This is a genomic window from Pseudomonas sp. GL_091 (genome assembly GCF_057837725.1).
Map to the genome: position 1 here is coordinate 4,948,609 of NZ_CM174451.1, position 18,200 is coordinate 4,966,808.

An 18,200-nucleotide genomic window follows, 5' to 3' on the forward strand; every position below is an offset into this window, starting at 1 on the left:
ATGGCTACCCTGCATACCCAGCTCAACCCCCGTTCAGCGGAGTTCGCCGCCAACAGCGCGGCGATGCTCAAACAGGTCGACGCCCTGCACACCCTGCTCGCCCAAGTGGCGCAAGGTGGCGGCCCGAAGGCCCAGGAACGCCACACCTCGCGGGGCAAACTGCTGCCTCGCGAGCGCATCAACCGCTTGCTCGATCCGGGTTCGCCGTTTCTGGAGATCAGCCAACTGGCGGCTTACGAGGTGTATGGCGAAGACGTCCCCGCCGCTGGCGTGATTGCCGGGATCGGCCGTGTGGAAGGCGTCGAGTGCATGATCGTTGCCAACGACGCCACGGTCAAAGGTGGCTCGTATTACCCGCTGACGGTGAAAAAACACCTGCGCGCCCAGACCATCGCCCAGCAGAACCGTCTGCCGTGCATCTACCTGGTGGACTCCGGCGGCGCCAACCTGCCTCGCCAGGATGAAGTGTTTCCGGACCGCGAGCACTTCGGGCGGATCTTCTTCAACCAGGCCAACATGAGCGCCATGGGCATTCCGCAGATTGCCGTGGTCATGGGTTCCTGCACGGCTGGCGGCGCCTATGTACCGGCGATGGCCGACGAAGCGATCATGGTCCGCGAGCAAGCGACGATCTTCCTCGCCGGCCCGCCGCTGGTGAAAGCCGCGACCGGTGAAGTGGTCAGCGCCGAGGACCTCGGCGGGGCCGATGTGCACTGCAAGATTTCCGGTGTGGCCGACCATTACGCCGAGAGCGATGAACACGCCCTGGCACTGGCACGCCGCAGCGTCGCCAACCTCAACTGGCGCAAGCAAGGTGAGGTTCAGCAGCGCACGCCGATCGCCCCGCTCTACAGCAGCGACGAGTTGTACGGTGTGGTTCCGGCCGACGCCAAGCAACCGTTTGACGTGCGCGAAGTGATTGCACGACTGGTGGATGGTTCGGTGTTCGACGAGTTCAAGGCGCTGTTCGGGACGACGCTGGTCTGCGGTTTTGCTTACCTGCACGGTTACCCGATCGCGATCCTCGCCAACAACGGCATCCTGTTTGCGGAGGCGGCGCAGAAAGGCGCGCACTTCATCGAACTGGCGTGCCAGCGCGGTATCCCGCTGCTGTTCCTGCAGAACATCACCGGCTTCATGGTCGGCCAGAAATACGAGGCCGGCGGCATCGCCAAGCACGGCGCGAAGCTGGTGACGGCAGTGGCCTGCGCCAAGGTGCCGAAGTTCACCGTGATCATCGGCGGCAGTTTCGGTGCCGGTAACTACGGCATGTGCGGTCGAGCTTACGATCCACGCTTCCTGTGGATGTGGCCGAATGCGCGCATCGGCGTGATGGGTGCCGAGCAGGCGGCCGGCGTGCTGGTGCAGGTCAAGCGCGAACAGGCCGAACGCAGCGGCCAGGGTTTCAGCGCCGAGCAGGAAGCCGAGATCAAGCAACCGATCCTCGACCAGTACGAAGAACAGGGTCACCCCTACTATTCCAGCGCGCGCCTGTGGGACGACGGTGTCATCGACCCGGCCCAGACCCGCGACGTACTGGCCCTGGCCTTGTCCGCGTCGTTGAACGCGCCAATCGAACCGAGCCGCTTCGGCGTGTTCCGGATGTGATTTTTTTGTAGGAGCGTGCTTGCTCGCGATGGACGTTAACGATAACGCGTGTTTTCTGAATAAACGCGCCGCCCTGTAAACCATCGCGAGCAAGCTCGCCCCTACAAGGACCGTGGAGACGGACGAATATGAACGACTTCAACACCCTCGAACTGCTGACCGACCCCCGGGGTTTTGCCACCCTCTGGCTCAGCCGTGAAGAAAAGAACAACGCCTTCAATGCCGAAATGATCCGCGAGCTGATCCTCGCCCTCGACAAAGTCGCGAGCGATGCCAGCCTGCGGTTTCTGATCGTGCGCGGTCGCGGCAAGCATTTCAGCGCCGGCGCCGACCTGGCATGGATGCAGCAATCGGCCGAGCTCGATTACGCCACCAACCTCGATGACGCCCGGGAACTGGCGGAGTTGATGTACAACCTGGCCAAACTGAAAATCCCGACCCTGGCAGTGGTGCAAGGCGCAGCCTTTGGTGGCGCGCTGGGCCTGATCAGTTGCTGCGACATGGCCATCGGTGCCGATGACGCACAGTTCTGCCTCTCGGAAGTGCGCATCGGCCTGGCGCCGGCGGTGATCAGCCCGTTCGTGGTGCAAGCCATTGGCGAGCGCGCGACCCGTCGCTATGCCTTGACCGCTGAGCGCTTCGGCGGGCAACGGGCACGGGAAATCGGCCTGTTGTCGGAAAGCTATCCGCTCGCTGAACTGGAGCAAAAAATCGAGCAGTGGATCGACAATCTGCTGCTCAACAGTCCAGCCGCAATGCGCGCCAGCAAGGACCTGCTGCGTGAAGTCGGCGACGGCTCACTGACCCCGGCATTGCGTCGCTACACCGAAAACGCCATCGCCCGCATTCGCGTCAGCCCAGAAGGCCAGGAAGGCCTGCGCGCCTTCCTGCAAAAACGTCCGCCGAGCTGGCAAGCCGAATCAACCAAGGAGCCCCGCTGATGAGCGCACCTGTCCTCACCACCCTGTTGGTGGCCAACCGTGGCGAAATCGCTTGCCGGGTGATGCGTACCGCCAAGGCCCTGGGCCTGACCACCGTGGCCGTGCACAGCGCCACCGACCGTGACGCCCGGCACAGCCGCGAAGCCGACATTCGGGTCGACCTCGGTGGCAGCAAAGCCGCCGACAGCTATCTGCAGATCGACAAACTGATCGCTGCCGCCAAGGCCAGCGGCGCCCAGGCGATTCACCCCGGCTACGGTTTTCTGTCGGAGAACGCCGGATTCGCCCGCGCCATCGAAAACGCCGGCTTGATATTCCTCGGCCCGCCCGCCTCGGCCATCGACGCCATGGGCAGCAAATCCGCCGCCAAAGCCTTGATGGAAATCGCTGGCGTGCCGCTGGTGCCCGGTTATCACGGTGAGGCTCAAGACCTCGACACCTTCCGCGATGCCTGCGAGCGCATCGGCTACCCGGTGCTGCTCAAGGCCACGGCCGGGGGCGGCGGCAAAGGCATGAAAGTGGTCGAGGACGTCAGCCAACTGGCCGAAGCCCTGGCCTCGGCCCAGCGTGAGGCGCAATCGTCGTTCGGCGACTCGCGGATGCTGGTGGAGAAATACCTGCTCAAGCCACGTCATGTGGAAATCCAGGTGTTCGCCGACCAACACGGCAACTGCCTGTACCTCAACGAACGTGACTGCTCGATTCAGCGGCGGCACCAGAAAGTCGTCGAAGAAGCCCCGGCGCCAGGCCTGAGCCCGGAACTGCGGCGCGCCATGGGTGAGGCCGCCGTGCGTTCGGCCCAGGCCATCGGCTATGTCGGCGCTGGCACCGTGGAGTTTCTGCTGGATGCGCGGGGCGAGTTCTTCTTCATGGAGATGAACACGCGTCTGCAAGTGGAACACCCAGTCACCGAAGCCATCACCGGCCTCGACCTGGTGGCCTGGCAGATTCGCGTGGCTCGTGGCGAAGCATTGCCGATGACTCAGGACCAGGTACCGCTGGTGGGTCACGCGATTGAAGTGCGGCTGTATGCCGAAGACCCGGGCAATGATTTCCTGCCGGCGACCGGTCGTCTGGAGCTGTATCGCGAATCCGCCCCGGGGCCGGGGCGTCGAGTGGACAGCGGCGTTGAAGAAGGCGACGAGATCTCGCCGTTCTATGACCCGATGCTCGGCAAGTTGATTGCCTGGGGCGAGGATCGTGAACAAGCGCGTTTGCGCCTGCTGAGCATGCTCGACGAGTTCGCCATCGGCGGGCTGAAGACCAACATCAATTTTCTGCGGCGCATCATCGGCCACCCGGCATTTGCTGCTGCCGAACTGGATACCGGCTTCATTCCGCGCTATCAGGAGCAGTTACTGCCGGCCTCAGCGGAACTCAGCGATGATTTCTGGCAAGCCGCCGCCCAAGCGTTTGCCCAGAGCCAGCCGCCTGCCACCCGATCCGATGACCCGAGTTCACCATGGGCGGCGGGTAACGGGCTGCGCGCTGGATTGCCGAGCGAAATCACTCTTCACCTGAGCTGTGAAGGCCAGGACCGAGCGCTGACGCTGGGCGACATCAATGCCCACAGCGCTCGACTCAAGGGCGAGCATCTGCTGACCGAGCAAGCTGGCGTGCGCCGTCAACACCGCGCAATACGCCGTGGCGAACATGTGTACTTGCAGTGGGATGGCGAGTTGCACCGCATCGAGGCTTACGACCCGATCAGCGCCGTCGAGGCCAGCCACAGCCATCACGGCGGGCTGACCGCCCCAATGAACGGCAGCATCGTGCGCGTGCTGGTGGAGGCCGGGCAATCGGTCGAAGCCGGGGCGCAATTGGTGGTACTTGAAGCGATGAAGATGGAGCACAGCATCCGCGCGCCCCACGCCGGGGTGATCAAGTCGCTGTATTGCCAGGAAGGCGAGATGGTCAGTGAAGGCAGTGCGCTGGTCGAACTGGAAGAAGTGTGAAATGAAGATCGGTCCTACGCATCGCGAGGACCGATCTGATCAGAACCTGGCTGTTGCCTGAACCACTACGCCGATGATTCGACATTCTTCGGCGTACAAGGCTTTCGGATACGTCGGATTGAGCGGGACCAGATAACGCTGCCCGCCCTCTTCGATGAGCTTGCGGAACGTGGCTTCGGTGCTGTCCGGCCACTGGGCAATGACCAGTTTGCCAGGCTCGGCGTCCACCGCAGGGTCCACCAGAATCAGCATGCCTTCCGGGATGCTGATGCCATTGGGTGCGGTCATCGCATCGCCTGCCACTCTCAACCAGAATGCCGGCCCCCTGGCGTGGTAATCGGACAGCTCAAAGTGCCCTTTTCCATACGCCGGGACCTCGCCGTCGCGCACTTCGGCAGGTTCGCGCCAGTCACTGACCGGGTAGCGAAAGTACGGGTTGTACTTCTGTGTCAGGGGGATTTCGTCATCCGTTGACGCCTGCGGTTCCCGGATCACCAGCGCCACTTCGAGAAACTCAAGGCCCAGCGCCCGAAGCACACGGTTCATGTCTTCGATGCCGGGTTCACGACGTTTGTTGAGCCAGTGGCCAATGCCGCCCTGGGACATCCCGAGGCGCTCGGCGAGTATCTCTTGAGTGATTTTGAGTTCACTCATCTTGGCCTTGACCAATTCAATCCATTTATCCATGTGCGGCACGATACGTGGGCGACTCCGGCCATCAAAACACAAATTGTAGTATTTAAATTATCGTCACAAATACAGTTCGTATTAGGATCGATTCACGGATCTGAATCTAACACGGAGCTTGCCATCGCCATGAACCAACCCACCAATGACCTGCCGGACATGCAAATCGACACCACCTTCACCTCACCCCTGGGCTCAGCGGCGGCACAACGCGCGCTGGACTATTACTTGAAACCAGCTATTTCGGAGGAAGCGGCCGAGCCGCGTTTTTTTGATGTGAACCGCAATATCAGCGGCGAAGAGGCGCTGGTCCATGCTTTGGACCTGTTGCGCTGTGCTGCCGCCACTGCGTACGAGTCAGCCAATCACCTGCAAGGCGCAAACCGCGACCTGGCGTTTTCGACGGTGCACATGATCGACATGGCCAAGGCGATGGTCGATCGATCACTGGAGAAGTATGAAAACGGTTGAGGTGAGAAGGCAAATCGAGAGGACAGGAAAGAATTTTCCTATCGCGCAGGTAAAAACGCTTGACCCGCAAACGAGAATGATTATTATTGCATCAACTGATCGCGAGATCAGTCGATGGACCAGGTGACCTTAGGTCGGTCTCCTGGACTATCTCCTCATCAGGCTAATCACGGTTTTTGACCCGGCTTTTTGCCGGGTCTTTTTTTGCCAGTTTTCTGGCTTTGGCTTCAGGCTAATGAAGTCTTTGGGTGCCGCAAATTCGATGGCGCGGATGATATCAAAAGAATGCCGGTTGGCAAGAGAAGCCCGGCATCATGGGTTGAAACCAGCGACAGATAGCACTTGAGAATCAATCGCACAGCCTCTAAGCTGCGACGGCGTCAAGGAGGACGCCCCCACCTCTGCACCCCGCAATTTCCCTCGGTTTCACCCCACTCTTGCGTGTAAAGTAGCCGCCATAAAAATCATATTCAGGACCCGATTATGAGCGTGGCTAAATCCTCTTTCGACATCAGTGCCAACTTCGATAGCGGCAACATCCAGGTGATCGACGTCAGCGACCCGCTCAAGCCCCTGCTGGCGATCCGCCCCGATACCAAAAGCAACCATTTCCAATGGTTCCACTTCAAGGCCAGCGGCCTGCATGTCGGCCAGGAGCACTGGTTTCGCCTGAACAATGCCAGCCAATCCTCCTATAACAAGGCCTGGACCGGCTATCAGGCGGTGGCGTCCTACGATCACGTCAACTGGTTCCGCGTACCCACCATTTTCGAAGGCGACTGCCTGCGATTCAGCCTCGAAGCCGAGCAGACCCACGCCTGGTTCGCCTACTTCGAACCCTACAGCCGTGGCCGCCACGACTGGCTGATCGAGCAGGCGCTGACCAAGGCCGGTACCGAGTTGCTGGCAACCGGCAAAAGTGTCGAAGGCCGCGACATCCAGTTGTTGCGTAAAGGCACCGGGGCCGAAGGCCGACGCAAGGTGTGGATAATTGCCCAGCAACATCCGGGCGAGCACATGGCCGAGTGGTTCATGGAAGGCGTGATCGAGCGCCTGGAAAAACACGACGACCCTGTGCTGAACAAACTGCTGGCCAGCGCCGACCTGTACCTGGTGCCCAACATGAATCCGGACGGCGCTTTCCACGGTCACTTGCGGACCAACGCCATGGGCCAGGACCTCAATCGAGCCTGGCAGAACGCCAGCCAGGAAATCAGCCCGGAAGTCCTGTTCGTACAGCAGCAGATGGAAAAGTACGGCGTCGATATGTTCCTCGACGCTCACGGTGATGAGGAAATTCCTCACGTGTTCACCGCCGGTTGCGAAGGTAATCCAGGTTACACGCCACGGATCGAAAAGCTTGAAGAGCACTTCCGCAGCCACCTGAAGCACACCACCAAAGACTTCCAGACCAAGTACGGCTACACCCGCGACGAACCGGGCCAGGCCAACATGACGCTAGCCTGCAACAGTGTGGGGCAGAAGTACGACTGCCTGTCGCTGACCCTGGAAATGCCGTTCAAGGATCACGACGACCACCCGAACGCGGAAACCGGTTGGTCGGGCAAGCGTTCTAAACAGCTGGGCAAGGATGTGTTGACCACGCTTGCAGATATGGTCGACACCTTGCGCTGATCACCCCTCAAGATCAAAAGATCGCCGCCTGCCGTAGGCTGCGATCTTTTTCTCCATTGCAACTAGCTGCGATCCTTGCCCCGCAACATGCTGTCCAGCACCTCATCGCGACGCACCCAGCCGTGAAACAACGCGGCCGCCAAATGCAGCAACACGGTCAGAAACAGCAGGTACGCCAAATACCCATGCGCCTTGCGCAAAAACGCAAACAGCTGCGCGTTGGCCGGCACAATCGATGGCAGCTGCAACGAACTGCTGAGCATCACAGGCTCACCCGACGCCGAAATCATCGCCCAGCCCAGCAGCGGCAAGACCAGCATCAAGGCGTACAGCAACACATGCGACGCCTTCGCCGCCAGCACCTGCCAACCCGGCAGATCCGCCGGCAGCGGTGGCTGTGTGGTGGAGAAACGCACCACCAGGCGCACGATCACCAGCAGCAAGATCGCAACGCCCAAGGGTTTGTGCAGATGAATCAGCCATTCATGCCGCTCGGACACCGAGGCGACCATGCCGGCACCAATAAACAGCATGGCGATGATCATCAGCGCCATCAGCCAGTGCAGCAGGCGCGCCAGCGGGGCGAAGTGGTTCGGTTGGGCGCTCATTGCTGGGCCTCCTGTTTGGCGGCGGGCAACTGGCTGACTTCGCTGGTGCGACGCAGGTAGGAATTGGCGTAACCGGCTGAGCGAGCGGCGAGCAACGGGTCGTCGGAGCCTTCGATGCCGGCGGGCAATACCAGCGGATCGTAGTTGATGTCACGGCATTCGCCATTGAGTTGCGGCTGGGTTTTTTCCAGCACCAGGGTGCCCGCGTTCAACACTTTGCGCCCTTCGGACCAGGCCTTGCTGGCGTCGTTGACCGGATCGCCGGGGTTGGCCAGGGTGATGCTCAACTGCCAGCGCAACGGGCCTGCAGCGATTCGCTGAACCAGATCTTTCTCCAGGAAATCATTGCCCTCCGGTGCCGTGGCTCCTGGTGCGTCCTGGACCATCGGCACCATGTTCCAGCGCACGGCCTGGCGTTGGCCGGCCGCGTTGACCAGGTAGAACGCATTGACGCTGTTGTAGTTTTCGGTCACGTAGCTGGCCGACGGCTTGGCAGTTTTGATCCAAGCCAGGAACGGTGCGGATTCGGGATGTGAACCAAAGAACGCCGGCACGGCCTTGGGGTCCGGTTTGCCGGTAGCCGGGTCTGGCGACTGGGCTTTTTGCAGTTGATAGAACGCCTCGGGCGTGCCAACCGGGAATACCGGCATGCTGTTCATCCCCGTGCGCCACTGCTGGCCGTTGGCCTGAGTGAAGCGCAAGGCCATGCTGCGGATCGGCACGGCACTGTCCGGCGCGTATGGGTTGCCGGCCGGCAAGGCGAATCGTCCGACCACCGGCGTCCGCGCTTCGTTGAACACCTGGGCGGTGGAATAACTGCGCGCCTCACCGCTGCTCTCGAAATGCCCGATCACGCACACGCCTTTGGAATGGTTGCGACGGAATCCCGGGTGCACGCCATTGTTGGTTTCCAGCACGTTGATCAGTTTCTTCGGGGTCAGGCGCTGCGGGTCAAAGGTGCCATTGACGTAGGCAAACGCCCCAGCCACGGCGGCAACGACCACGGCGATGCCAGCCAGACGCAACGTCAGGCTCGCCGCACTCAAGGGTGGCCGGGGTGGCGGTGATGATCGATCTACCATGAAAGACTCCAGGGCCATCGGCCACAAATGAGAGGAATCAAGCAGACGAACCCCACGCAGGTTTATTCCCACGCGCGGTTTTTATTTTTTCTGACGTGGAATAACCTCGAATGCCGGGCGTCTTCCTGGTCCACAGTCCAGCGTAGTGACTAGCCAGAACTTCATGAACGATATCGACGAACAACTCAGAGAAATCATTCCCGGACTGCGGCGGTTTGCCGTGTCGTTGACGCGCAACACCAGCAGCGCTGACGACCTGGTGCAGGCGAGCCTGGAGCGGGCTCTGTCGAGTTGGGCTGGCAAACGCGCCGAGGGCGACTTGCGCGCCTGGCTGTTCTCGATTCTCTATCGGCAGTTTCTCGATGCCCACCGCCGCTCCCGGCGCTATGCGCGCATGCTTGAATTCTTCACCGGGCGTGACGATGCCCAGCCCTCGGTGGAACGCACCGTGATTGCGCAATCGACCCTCAACGCCTTCGACCGACTGCCCACCGAGCAACGCGCGCTGCTGCTCTGGGTGTCGGTGGAAGGCTTGAGTTACAAAGCGGTCGCCGAGATTCTCGACGTACCCACCGGCACCGTGATGTCCCGCCTGTCCCGGGCTCGCCAGGCCCTGCGCCAACTCAGCGATGGCGAAATCAACCGCCCTTCCCTGCGGAGACTCAAATGATCAGCATGCCCCCCAGCGAACGAGACCTGCACGCTTACGTCGACCACCAACTGAGCGACGCCGACCGACGCCTGGTGGAGACTTTTCTGGCGAGCAATCCGGAAATTTCCGCGCAAGTACGCGCCTGGCAACTGGACGCCCGGCAACTGCGTGCAGCCCTCGGTGGCGCCTTGCAGCAACCGGCCAACCCGGACCTCGATCCAGCGGTGATTCGCCAACGCCTGCAACGCCAGTCCCGTCGGCATCTGGCCAGCGCAGCGGTGCTGTTGATCGCGGTCAGCGTCGGCGGTTTCAGCGGTTGGCAAGCACGGGAAATGACCCTGGTCAGCGCTCAGGCACCGATGGCCGACGCAATGCAGGCCTATCGTCTGATTGCCCAGCAAGGCATCCTGCCGGCCGATTACAAAGTCGGCGAAGACGGCGATATGCAAGGCTGGCTCGACCGTTACTTCACTCAGGCCAATCGCCTGCCCGACCTTTCGGATGCGGGTTTCAATCCGGTCAGCGGGCGCCTGCTGAGTACCGAGCAAGGCCCGGCGGCGATGGTGGTTTACGAGAACCAGAGCGGGCAGAAAATCAGTTTCTACGTGCGCCCGCCAGGGCCGAAAAACTTCCTGCTGCCGAGGGGAAGTCGCAGTGATGGCGAGTTGCAGGCCGAGTACTGGTCGGGAAGCGGCTACAACTATGCAATGGTCAGCCCGGCGGATACGCCGGCGGCGCGGATGCTCAAACAGACCACGCAATTCTGATGACCACACCAGCCCCCTGTAGGAGCGAGCCTGCTCGCTCCTACAGGGATTGGGGAAGTTTTCACCCCTGCCCAAACACCTGCGAAGGCCGCCGCAGTATCGGGTCGAACGGATTGATCCGTGGCCCGATCAGCGCCGCTTCGCGCTTGAGCATGTCCACCACAGTCGGCAGGCGATCCGGTCCCAATCGGTCACTCACGGTCGCCACACTCAACGCCGCCACCGCGCGACCTTCACGATCGAGAATCGGCACGGCCACCCCGGCCATGCCCTGCAGCACGCCGGTATTGCGCCCGGCGTACCCCAGGGCGCGCACGTTGTCGACTTCCGAACGCAGGAACACCTCGTCATACAGGTGGAAGTCTTTCAGGCGCGGCAAGTTGTAATGGATGACGGTGTCGCGCTCCTCCTCCGGCAGGAACGCCAGAATCGCCAGGCTGCCCTGACCCACGCCAAGCGCCACACGCCCGCCGATATCCCCGGTAAAGGTGCGGATCGGGAACGGCCCTTCGCTGCGGTCCAGACAGATCGCATCAAAGCCGCAGCGCGCCAGCAAAAACAACGAATCACCCAGCGACGCCGAGAGTCTCAGTAGCGCCGGCCGTGCCAGTTCGCGCAAGTTTCCGGTGTTGCCCGCACGAGCCGCCAGAGCGAAAAAATCCAGGCTCAGGCGATAGCGCTTACTGCGCGCATCCTGCTCGACCATGCCCTCGTCCATCAGGCTGCGCAGCAACCGATGCGTGGTCGGTTGCGATAAACCAATGCGCTGCGCCAGTTGCGTAACCCGCTCGCCGCCCTCGACGGTATCACCCAGTGTTCGCAGTACCGCAAACAACCTTGAGACGGCGCCGACACCGACTTCATTTTTGTTTTCATTCCGCTCAATGGAATCTGGCATCTTGTTTTCCGTAAATTAATTTACTGATCGAATAAAACTTAAAATAGTCATCGCCTCAGTGAAATAGGCCATTGAGCCCATCCTAGTCTTCGTCCTACTCTGCGTCCAGACAGGTGCGATTCGAACAACAGCGGCAGCCGACTCAAGTCGAGCGCCACGCACCCCGGCAACATCTTTTCGTATCTGCCCATACAAAAAAGCGCGCCTTTGGGTGACGCATAACAATCTCAGGTGGAGCGCAGTCATGGCTTTTGTGCAACTTGAAAAACTCTGCAAACGCTACGGCGAAATCGACGCCGTCGTCGCCACCGACCTCTCGGTCGAGAAAGGTGAATTCGTGTCCTTGCTCGGCCCCTCGGGATGCGGCAAGACCACCACCCTGCAAATGATTGCCGGCTTCGTCGAAGTCACCAGCGGGTGCATCGTGCTCGATGGCCGCGACATCACCCACGCCAAACCCGCCAGCCGCGGTTTGGGGGTGGTCTTCCAGAGCTACGCGCTGTTCCCGCACATGACCGTCAAGGACAACGTCGCCTTTGGCCTGCGCATGCGCAAGGTGCCGAACGCCGATATCCAGCAACGGGTCGACCGGGTATTGAAACTGGTGCGCCTGAACCAGCACGCCGAGCGTTACCCGCGGGAGCTTTCCGGTGGCCAGCGCCAGCGCGTCGCCCTGGCCCGCGCCCTGGTGATTCAGCCGCCGGTGCTGTTGCTGGATGAGCCACTGTCCAACCTCGACGCCAATCTGCGCGAAGAGATGCAATTCGAGATCCGCCGCATCCAGCGCGAAGTTGCAATCACCACGCTGATGGTCACCCACGACCAGTCGGAAGCGCTGTCCATCAGCGACCGTGTCGTGGTGATGCAGGCCGGGCGCATCACCCAGATCGACGCGCCCTACACCCTCTACGAACACCCGCGCACCGAGTTCATTTCCGGATTCGTCGGCAAGGCCAATCTGCTGCCCGGCGAGCGCAATGGTGCCGGCGCGGTTCAGGTGTGCAGTGTTGGCAAAGGCGATCTGACCCTGAGCCTGCGTCCGGAAAAAATCGATCTGCGCGATGCCGGCCACGGTCGTTTACAAGGCAAGATCGTCAGTCGGTTTTTCCTCGGCAGCCAATGGCTGTACGGCGTCGGGACGAGCCTGGGCGAACTCTGCGTGGTGCGCCGCAACGATGGCTCGGCGCCGATGAACGAAGGTACTGCAGTCGGTCTGGACTGGGACGCGGCGCTGCTGCGAGTGCTGAGTGTCGACGAGGTGCCCGCATGAGTACGCTCACCGCCACCCGCCAGGGACGCCAGGGGTATTGGCTGTCCGCACCGGCCCTGGCCTTGTACCTCAGTTTGCTGATCATCCCGCTGGGATTGACCCTGGTGCTGTCATTCAACGTCTTCGACTACAGCTCGGGGATCAACGGCGACGCCTACACCGTCGAGCACTACAGCAGCCTGCTGGGCGATCCGTATTTCTACGAGATCTTTCTGCGCACCTTGTGGATCAGCGCCCTGACCACTTTGCTCTGCGTGCTGATCGGGGTGCCCGAGGCCTACATCCTCAGCCGCATGGGTACACCCTGGCGCTCGATTTTCCTGATTCTGATCCTCACCCCGCTGCTGATTTCGGTGGTGGTACGCGCCTTCGGCTGGAGCCTGTTGCTCGGCGCCGACGGCCTGGTCAACCAGACCCTGCAAGCCCTCGGCGGCGCGCCGATGAAGCTGCTCTACACGCCGTTCGCGGTGGTAATTGCGCTGGTGCACGTGATGCTGCCGTTCATGATCATTCCGGTCTGGACCTCGCTGCAGAAACTCGACTCCGCCGCCGAACAAGCCGCGCAGTCGCTGGGCGCCAGTCACTTCACGGTGATTCGCCAGGTCGTGCTGCCACAGGTCATGCCCGGTGTGTTGTCCGGCACATTGATCGTGTTTGGCCTGGCCGCCAGCTCTTTCGCGATCCCCGGCCTGCTCGGCGGTCGTCGGCTGAAGATGGTTGCCACGCTGATCTACGACCAGTACCTGTCGGAACTCAATTGGCCCATGGGCGCGACTATTGCCGTGGCTCTGCTGCTCATCAACCTGCTGATCATGCTGTCGTGGAATCGCATGATCGAAGGCCGCTACAAGAAGTCATTGGGATAATTCGTCATGTCCAGGAACGGTCCTTTCGCCTTGCTGTTTCATACCCTGGTGGTGTTGTTCATGATGGCGCCGCTGGTGGTGGTTTGCCTCGTGGCCTTCACCCCGGAAAACACCCTGAGCCTGCCGACCACGGAGTTCTCTCTACGCTGGTTTCGCGCGGTGTTCGAGCGTGCCGATTTTGTCGATGCGTTCTACAACAGCCTGATCCTGGCGTTCAGTGCCGCCACCCTGGCGACGCTGATTGCGGTGCCCGCCGCGCTGGCGATCACCAGATTCGAGTTTCCCGGTCGAGACTTTCTCAACGGCCTGTTTCTGTCGCCGATTATCATTCCGCACCTGGTACTCGGTGTGGCGTTGCTGCGCCTGTTTGCATTGCTGGGTGTCAATGGCAGCTTCGTCTGGCTGATCTTCGCCCACGTGCTGGTGATTACACCGTATGTGCTGCGTCTGGTGCTGGCCTCGGCCATTGGCCTGGATCGCAGCGCCGAACACGCCGCGCAATCCTTGGGTGCCGGGCGCTTCACGCTGTTCCGCCAGATCACCCTGCCGATGATTCTGCCGGGGGTGGCCGGTGGCTGGTTGCTGGCGTTCATCAACAGTTTCGACGAAGTCACGCTGTCGATTTTCGTCACCTCGCCGGCCACACAAACCCTGCCGGTGCGCATGTACGTGTACGCCACTGAATCCATCGATCCGATGATGGCGGCGGTGTCGGCACTGGTGATTGCGCTGACCGCGCTGACGATGATTCTGCTTGATCGGGTCTACGGCCTGGATCGGGTTCTGGTGGGTAAACAATGAGGGCGCCATGGCTCTGCTGAAACGACTGGCCGAAGCTGACCGCCCGGCCCTGGACTTTACCCTTGACGGCCATCCCGCCAGTGGTTTGCTCGGCGATACCGTGCTGACCGCCGTGCTGACTTGCAGCGAACACCTGCGCGGCAGCGACTTCAGCGCCGAACCCCGCGCCGGCTTCTGCCTGATGGGGGCCTGTCAGGATTGCTGGGTGCGACTGGGCGATGGCCGCCGGGTGCGCGCCTGCTCGACGCTGCTCGAAGCCGGGCAGCAGGTCTGCCGCGAACCGGGGCGATCGTTATGAATAAACATTCCATCTGCAGAAACCGAATCCCTTGTGGGAGTATGAAGTCTGTGGTCATCGTCGGCGCCGGTCCGGCGGGCATTCGTGCGGCACAAACGCTGGTTGCCCATGGCGTGCGTCCGGTGCTACTGGACGAAGCCGCACGCGGCGGCGGGCAGATTTATCGGCGTCAACCGGCCAACTTCAAACGATCGCCGGTCAAACTGTATGGCTTTGAAACAGGCAAAGCCAATGCGCTGCATCAGACGATTGACGCACTGCGCGAACAAATCGATTACCGCCCCGAAACCCTGGTGTGGAATGCCGAAGACGGCACCCTCGACACCTTGCAGAACGGCCGCGCAGCACGTTTGGAGTTCTCCCGGGTGATCGTCGCCACCGGCGCCACCGACCGGATTCTGCCCGTACCGGGCTGGACATTGCCGGGGGTCTACAGCCTCGGCGCGGCGCAAATCGCCTTGAAGTTCCAGGGCTGCGCCATCGGCGAACGCGTGGTGTTCGCCGGCAGCGGCCCGTTGCTGTATCTGGTCGCCTATCAATACGCCAAGGCTGGGGCCAACGTGGTCGCGGTGCTCGACAGCTCACCCTTCAGCGCACAGGCCCGAGCCCTGCCCGGCCTGCTGGCGCAACCGTCAACGTTGGCCAAAGGCATTTATTACCGCGGCTGGCTGACCGCGCACGGCATCCCTGTACATCAAGGCGCGACCCTGGCAGCCATCGACGGCGAGCAACGCGTGCAATCGCTGCGCTGGTCCAACGCCAAGTGCAACCACTCACTCGACTGCGACGCGGTGGCCTTCGCTCACGGCCTGCGCAGTGAAACCCAACTGGCCGATCTGCTCGGCTGTGAATTCGCCTGGAACCCGCTCAATCGCGCCTGGTTACCCCAGCGTGACCGTGCGGGCCGCAGCAGTGTCGCCGAGGTTTATCTGGCGGGTGACGGCGCCGGCATCATGGGTGCGGACGCGGCGGAAATGGCCGGTGAGCGCGCCGCTTTGGCGTTGCTCGAAGACATGGGGCATCTGATTCCAGCACAGCGCCTTGCGCAACTGGAATTCCGCCTGGAACGCATTGGCGAATTTCGCCAGGGTCTCGAACGCGCCTTTACATTTCCCGACAACTGGGCCGCTGGTCTCGCCGATGACGTGATGGTCTGTCGCTGTGAAGAAGTGCGCGCCGGGGATATTCGCGAGGTGGTGCGCGAAGGTCATTGGGAAATCAACCGGGTAAAGGCTCATTGTCGTGTCGGCATGGGGCGTTGCCAGGGTCGGATGTGCGGTGCCGCCGCAGCAGAAATCATTGCCTGCCAGAGCCAGCGCGCCGTGTCCGATATCGGCCGGTTGCGCGCCCAGGCACCGATCAAACCGCTGCCGTTTGGCCTGGAGATCGAGCTTTGAACGAAGTCGATGCAGTCATCATTGGCGGTGGCATTGTCGGTGCTTCCGCCGCCCTGTTTCTCAGTCGGGCCGGCCGGCGCGTGGCGTTGTTGGAGCGAGATTTTTGCGGTTCACATTCCAGCGGCGTGAACTACGGCGGCGTGCGGCGTCAGGGTCGTCCCCTGGCGCAATTGCCGCTGTCGCAAAAGGCCCACGAAATCTGGGCGCAGTTGCCACAACTGATCGGAATCGACGGCGAATACCAGCGTAGCGGTCACCTGAAACTGGCCCGCAGCCTCAACGATCTGCAAGCCCTGCAGGACTACGCAGATAGCAGTCGGGGGTTCGGTCTCGATCTGCAAGTGCTCGACCGAAGCGAATTGCGCGCGCGTTTTCCGTGGGTCGGAGACGTGGCGGCAGGCGCGTCCTATTGCCCAGACGATGGTCACGCCAACCCGCGCCTGGTGTCTCCGGCGTTCGCTCGGGCGGCGCGGCAACAGAGCGCGCAGGTTTACGAACAATGCGCGGTGAGCGCTGTAGAACATGACGGACAACGATTTCGTGTGCGTACGCAAACTGGCCTGGAATGGCGTGCACCCTGGCTGTTGAACTGCGCCGGAGCCTGGGCCGGCAGCCTGGCCACGCAGTTCGGCGAACCGGTGCCGATGCATTCAGGTCACCCGGCGATGCTGGTCACCGAACCGTTGCCGCTGGTGATGGATGCCAGCACCGGCGTCGAGGGCGGAGGCATTTATGCCCGTCAGGTTACCCGGGGAAATTGCGTACTGGGCGGCGGCCAGGGCTTTGCCCTCGACGAGGCCCGCGCCCGCCCCGGTCAAAGCGCCGTGCTGGAAATACTCCGCCAGGCCGTCGAGCTCTACCCGTTTCTGGAAGGTGCCCAGGCGATTCGTACCTGGAGCGGCACCGAAGGTTATCTGCCCGATCGCCAACCGGTGATCGGCCACAGTCGTACCCAACCCGGTCTGTTGCACGCGTTCGGCTTTGCCGGCGCCGGTTTCCAGATCGGTCCCGCGGTGGGCCAGGCGCTCACCGAAATCATCTGTAGCGGCGCGTCAAAGACGTCGCTGGATGCGTTTTCCATCACCCGGTTTCACTCCATCTCCGTAGCTTGATAGAGGAAGGTCGCGCCAATGAATAATGTCAAACGCACTGCACTGCTCGGTTTCTCTTGGCTAAGTTTTTCTTGCGTGGGCGCCCTGCTCACGGTCACTCAGGCCCAGGCTGAGCCGACACTTTATCTGGGCATGAACGGCGGGACCATGGAACGGCTCTATGCCGACAAGGTGCTGCCGGCTTTCGAGAAGGCCAACAACGTCAAAGTGGTGATCGTGCCGGGCACCTCCGCCGATATCCTGGCCAAGGTCCAGGCCAGCAAGGGCAACCCGCAGATGCACGTGATGTTCCTCGACGACGGCATCATGTACCGCGCGATCTCCATGGGCCTGTGCGACAAACTCGAGGACAGCCCGACGCTGGAACAGATTCCGGCCAAGGGGCGGATCAAGGACCAGGCCGTGGCGGTCAGCCTCGGGGTCACCGGGCTGGCATACAACACCCGGTTGTTCAAAGAAAAAGGCTGGAGCGCGCCGACCTCGTGGATGGACATGGCCGACCCGCGTTTCAAGGACAAACTGGTGTTCCAGTCGATGGCCTCTTCGACGTTCGGCTTGCACGGTTTCCTGATGTTCAACCGGATCCAGGGCGGCACTGAAACCAATGTCGACCCTGGTTTCAAGGCCTGGCCGAACACCGTTGGGCGTAACGTACTGGAATACATTCCGAGCTCGGCGAAGATCTCCGAAATGCTTCAGACCGACGAAGCGGCACTGTTCCCGTTGACGCCGACCCAGGTGACGGCTCTCAAGCTCAAGGGCATGCCAGTGGAATACGCACAGCCGAAGGAAGGCGCCGTGGTGCTCAACGTCGCCGAATGCGCAATCGCCAACAACACGCAACCGGAGCTGGCGCAAAAACTTGCCGCCTTCTTGCTGACCCCCGAAGCCCAGGCCGTCGCACTCGAGGATGGCGACCAGATTCCGTCCAACCCCAACACCCCGACCACCGAGCGAACCCATGGTCAGGTCGAAGCCATGAAACAGTACCTCGATACGGCGATTGCCGTGGATTGGGATCAGGTCAACGAACAACGCCCGGCATGGAGTGCGCGGTGGAACCGCAGTATCGAGCGCTAGGTCACTGGCCAGGCGCAGTGGTCTGGACATTGGCATAACCTTGTGGGAGCGAGCTTGCTCCCACAGGGTTTG

General features: G+C 61.6%; 18 protein-coding genes. 14 read left to right on the plus strand and 4 right to left on the minus strand.

From position 1 onward, the window contains the following. The 3 genes from AC3ITY_RS22510 (at position 1) to AC3ITY_RS22520 (ending at position 4,504) form a co-directional block, all read left to right on the plus strand. The gene (locus AC3ITY_RS22510) at positions 1 to 1,608 is read left to right on the plus strand and encodes a carboxyl transferase domain-containing protein (protein ID WP_489305046.1); all 1,608 of its coding nucleotides are present in this window, start codon (positions 1 to 3) and stop codon (positions 1,606 to 1,608) included. Between the two features lie 128 nt (positions 1,609 to 1,736). After that, a complete protein-coding gene (locus AC3ITY_RS22515; protein WP_489305047.1) occupies positions 1,737 to 2,549 on the plus strand; it encodes a gamma-carboxygeranoyl-CoA hydratase in 813 nt (270 codons plus the stop codon). Next, the gene (locus tag AC3ITY_RS22520) at positions 2,549 to 4,504 is read left to right on the plus strand and encodes an acetyl/propionyl/methylcrotonyl-CoA carboxylase subunit alpha (RefSeq protein ID WP_489305049.1); all 1,956 of its coding nucleotides are present in this window, start codon (positions 2,549 to 2,551) and stop codon (positions 4,502 to 4,504) included. The genes AC3ITY_RS22515 and AC3ITY_RS22520 overlap by 1 nt, the downstream gene beginning before the upstream one ends. A gap of 39 nt (positions 4,505 to 4,543) precedes the next feature. On the opposite strand, the gene AC3ITY_RS22525 is transcribed toward AC3ITY_RS22520, so the two are convergent. After that, the gene (locus AC3ITY_RS22525; protein ID WP_489305051.1) at positions 4,544 to 5,191 is read right to left on the minus strand and encodes a LexA family protein; all 648 of its coding nucleotides are present in this window, start codon (positions 5,189 to 5,191) and stop codon (positions 4,544 to 4,546) included. A gap of 129 nt (positions 5,192 to 5,320) precedes the next feature. Between AC3ITY_RS22525 and AC3ITY_RS22530 the strand changes: the two genes are divergently transcribed. Further along, entirely contained in the window at positions 5,321 to 5,662 is a 342-nt protein-coding gene (locus tag AC3ITY_RS22530; RefSeq protein ID WP_489305053.1) for a DUF6124 family protein, read from the plus strand. Positions 5,663 to 6,145: 483 nt separating this feature from the next. After that, entirely contained in the window at positions 6,146 to 7,297 is a 1,152-nt protein-coding gene (locus AC3ITY_RS22535; protein ID WP_489305055.1) for a M14 family metallopeptidase, read from the plus strand. Positions 7,298 to 7,359: 62 nt separating this feature from the next. Here AC3ITY_RS22535 and AC3ITY_RS22540 read toward each other — a convergent pair whose 3' ends face one another. Next, positions 7,360 to 7,905 (minus strand): cytochrome b, encoded by a 546-nt coding sequence (locus AC3ITY_RS22540; RefSeq protein WP_489305056.1) that lies wholly within the window; start codon positions 7,903 to 7,905, stop codon positions 7,360 to 7,362. Beyond that, positions 7,902 to 8,987 (minus strand): catalase family peroxidase, encoded by a 1,086-nt coding sequence (locus AC3ITY_RS22545; RefSeq protein ID WP_489305058.1) that lies wholly within the window; start codon positions 8,985 to 8,987, stop codon positions 7,902 to 7,904. The genes AC3ITY_RS22540 and AC3ITY_RS22545 overlap by 4 nt, the downstream gene beginning before the upstream one ends. Positions 8,988 to 9,150: 163 nt before the next feature. Here AC3ITY_RS22545 and AC3ITY_RS22550 point away from each other — a divergent pair, with 163 nt between their 5' ends. Beyond that, positions 9,151 to 9,657, plus strand: coding sequence for a sigma-70 family RNA polymerase sigma factor (locus tag AC3ITY_RS22550; RefSeq protein ID WP_489305060.1), 507 nt, complete (start codon positions 9,151 to 9,153; stop codon positions 9,655 to 9,657). After that, a complete protein-coding gene (locus AC3ITY_RS22555; RefSeq protein WP_489305062.1) occupies positions 9,654 to 10,406 on the plus strand; it encodes an anti-sigma factor family protein in 753 nt (250 codons plus the stop codon). Before AC3ITY_RS22550 ends, AC3ITY_RS22555 begins: the two co-directional genes overlap by 4 nt. A gap of 61 nt (positions 10,407 to 10,467) precedes the next feature. On the opposite strand, the gene AC3ITY_RS22560 is transcribed toward AC3ITY_RS22555, so the two are convergent. Beyond that, a complete protein-coding gene (locus AC3ITY_RS22560; protein ID WP_489305064.1) occupies positions 10,468 to 11,304 on the minus strand; it encodes an IclR family transcriptional regulator in 837 nt (278 codons plus the stop codon). A gap of 244 nt (positions 11,305 to 11,548) precedes the next feature. Here AC3ITY_RS22560 and AC3ITY_RS22565 point away from each other — a divergent pair, with 244 nt between their 5' ends. From AC3ITY_RS22565 to AC3ITY_RS22595, 7 genes are read left to right on the plus strand one after another with little or no spacing between them, the layout of a single operon-like run. Further along, positions 11,549 to 12,574, plus strand: coding sequence for an ABC transporter ATP-binding protein (locus AC3ITY_RS22565; protein WP_489305066.1), 1,026 nt, complete (start codon positions 11,549 to 11,551; stop codon positions 12,572 to 12,574). Beyond that, positions 12,571 to 13,440, plus strand: a complete 870-nt coding sequence (locus tag AC3ITY_RS22570) for an ABC transporter permease (RefSeq protein ID WP_489305067.1) — start codon at positions 12,571 to 12,573, stop codon at positions 13,438 to 13,440. Before AC3ITY_RS22565 ends, AC3ITY_RS22570 begins: the two co-directional genes overlap by 4 nt. A gap of 6 nt (positions 13,441 to 13,446) precedes the next feature. Continuing rightward, positions 13,447 to 14,241 carry an ABC transporter permease gene (locus AC3ITY_RS22575; RefSeq protein WP_108219103.1) on the plus strand — a complete coding sequence of 265 codons (795 nt, stop codon included), beginning with the start codon at positions 13,447 to 13,449 and terminating at the stop codon, positions 14,239 to 14,241. 7 nt (positions 14,242 to 14,248) lie between these two features. After that, the gene (locus AC3ITY_RS22580; RefSeq protein WP_223444668.1) at positions 14,249 to 14,539 is read left to right on the plus strand and encodes a (2Fe-2S)-binding protein; all 291 of its coding nucleotides are present in this window, start codon (positions 14,249 to 14,251) and stop codon (positions 14,537 to 14,539) included. Between the two features lie 41 nt (positions 14,540 to 14,580). Then, positions 14,581 to 15,936, plus strand: coding sequence for an FAD/NAD(P)-dependent oxidoreductase (locus AC3ITY_RS22585; RefSeq protein ID WP_489305068.1), 1,356 nt, complete (start codon positions 14,581 to 14,583; stop codon positions 15,934 to 15,936). After that, positions 15,933 to 17,048 (plus strand): NAD(P)/FAD-dependent oxidoreductase, encoded by a 1,116-nt coding sequence (locus tag AC3ITY_RS22590; RefSeq protein WP_489305070.1) that lies wholly within the window; start codon positions 15,933 to 15,935, stop codon positions 17,046 to 17,048. Before AC3ITY_RS22585 ends, AC3ITY_RS22590 begins: the two co-directional genes overlap by 4 nt. 18 nt (positions 17,049 to 17,066) lie before the next feature. After that, a complete protein-coding gene (locus AC3ITY_RS22595) occupies positions 17,067 to 18,128 on the plus strand; it encodes an ABC transporter substrate-binding protein (RefSeq protein WP_489305071.1) in 1,062 nt (353 codons plus the stop codon). Positions 18,129 to 18,200 lie beyond the last annotated feature (72 nt).

Coding starts and splice junctions, on each gene's coding strand:
- AC3ITY_RS22510 (WP_489305046.1), top strand. CDS start 1: ATGGCTACCCTGCATACCCAGCTCAACCCCCGTTCAGCGGAGTTCGCC.
- AC3ITY_RS22515 (WP_489305047.1), top strand. CDS start 1,737: ATGAACGACTTCAACACCCTCGAACTGCTGACCGACCCCCGGGGTTTT.
- AC3ITY_RS22520 (WP_489305049.1), top strand. CDS start 2,549: ATGAGCGCACCTGTCCTCACCACCCTGTTGGTGGCCAACCGTGGCGAA.
- AC3ITY_RS22525 (WP_489305051.1), bottom strand. CDS start 5,191: ATGGATAAATGGATTGAATTGGTCAAGGCCAAGATGAGTGAACTCAAA.
- AC3ITY_RS22530 (WP_489305053.1), top strand. CDS start 5,321: ATGAACCAACCCACCAATGACCTGCCGGACATGCAAATCGACACCACC.
- AC3ITY_RS22535 (WP_489305055.1), top strand. CDS start 6,146: ATGAGCGTGGCTAAATCCTCTTTCGACATCAGTGCCAACTTCGATAGC.
- AC3ITY_RS22540 (WP_489305056.1), bottom strand. CDS start 7,905: ATGAGCGCCCAACCGAACCACTTCGCCCCGCTGGCGCGCCTGCTGCAC.
- AC3ITY_RS22545 (WP_489305058.1), bottom strand. CDS start 8,987: ATGGTAGATCGATCATCACCGCCACCCCGGCCACCCTTGAGTGCGGCG.
- AC3ITY_RS22550 (WP_489305060.1), top strand. CDS start 9,151: ATGAACGATATCGACGAACAACTCAGAGAAATCATTCCCGGACTGCGG.
- AC3ITY_RS22555 (WP_489305062.1), top strand. CDS start 9,654: ATGATCAGCATGCCCCCCAGCGAACGAGACCTGCACGCTTACGTCGAC.
- AC3ITY_RS22560 (WP_489305064.1), bottom strand. CDS start 11,304: ATGCCAGATTCCATTGAGCGGAATGAAAACAAAAATGAAGTCGGTGTC.
- AC3ITY_RS22565 (WP_489305066.1), top strand. CDS start 11,549: ATGGCTTTTGTGCAACTTGAAAAACTCTGCAAACGCTACGGCGAAATC.
- AC3ITY_RS22570 (WP_489305067.1), top strand. CDS start 12,571: ATGAGTACGCTCACCGCCACCCGCCAGGGACGCCAGGGGTATTGGCTG.
- AC3ITY_RS22575 (WP_108219103.1), top strand. CDS start 13,447: ATGTCCAGGAACGGTCCTTTCGCCTTGCTGTTTCATACCCTGGTGGTG.
- AC3ITY_RS22580 (WP_223444668.1), top strand. CDS start 14,249: ATGGCTCTGCTGAAACGACTGGCCGAAGCTGACCGCCCGGCCCTGGAC.
- AC3ITY_RS22585 (WP_489305068.1), top strand. CDS start 14,581: ATGAAGTCTGTGGTCATCGTCGGCGCCGGTCCGGCGGGCATTCGTGCG.
- AC3ITY_RS22595 (WP_489305071.1), top strand. CDS start 17,067: ATGAATAATGTCAAACGCACTGCACTGCTCGGTTTCTCTTGGCTAAGT.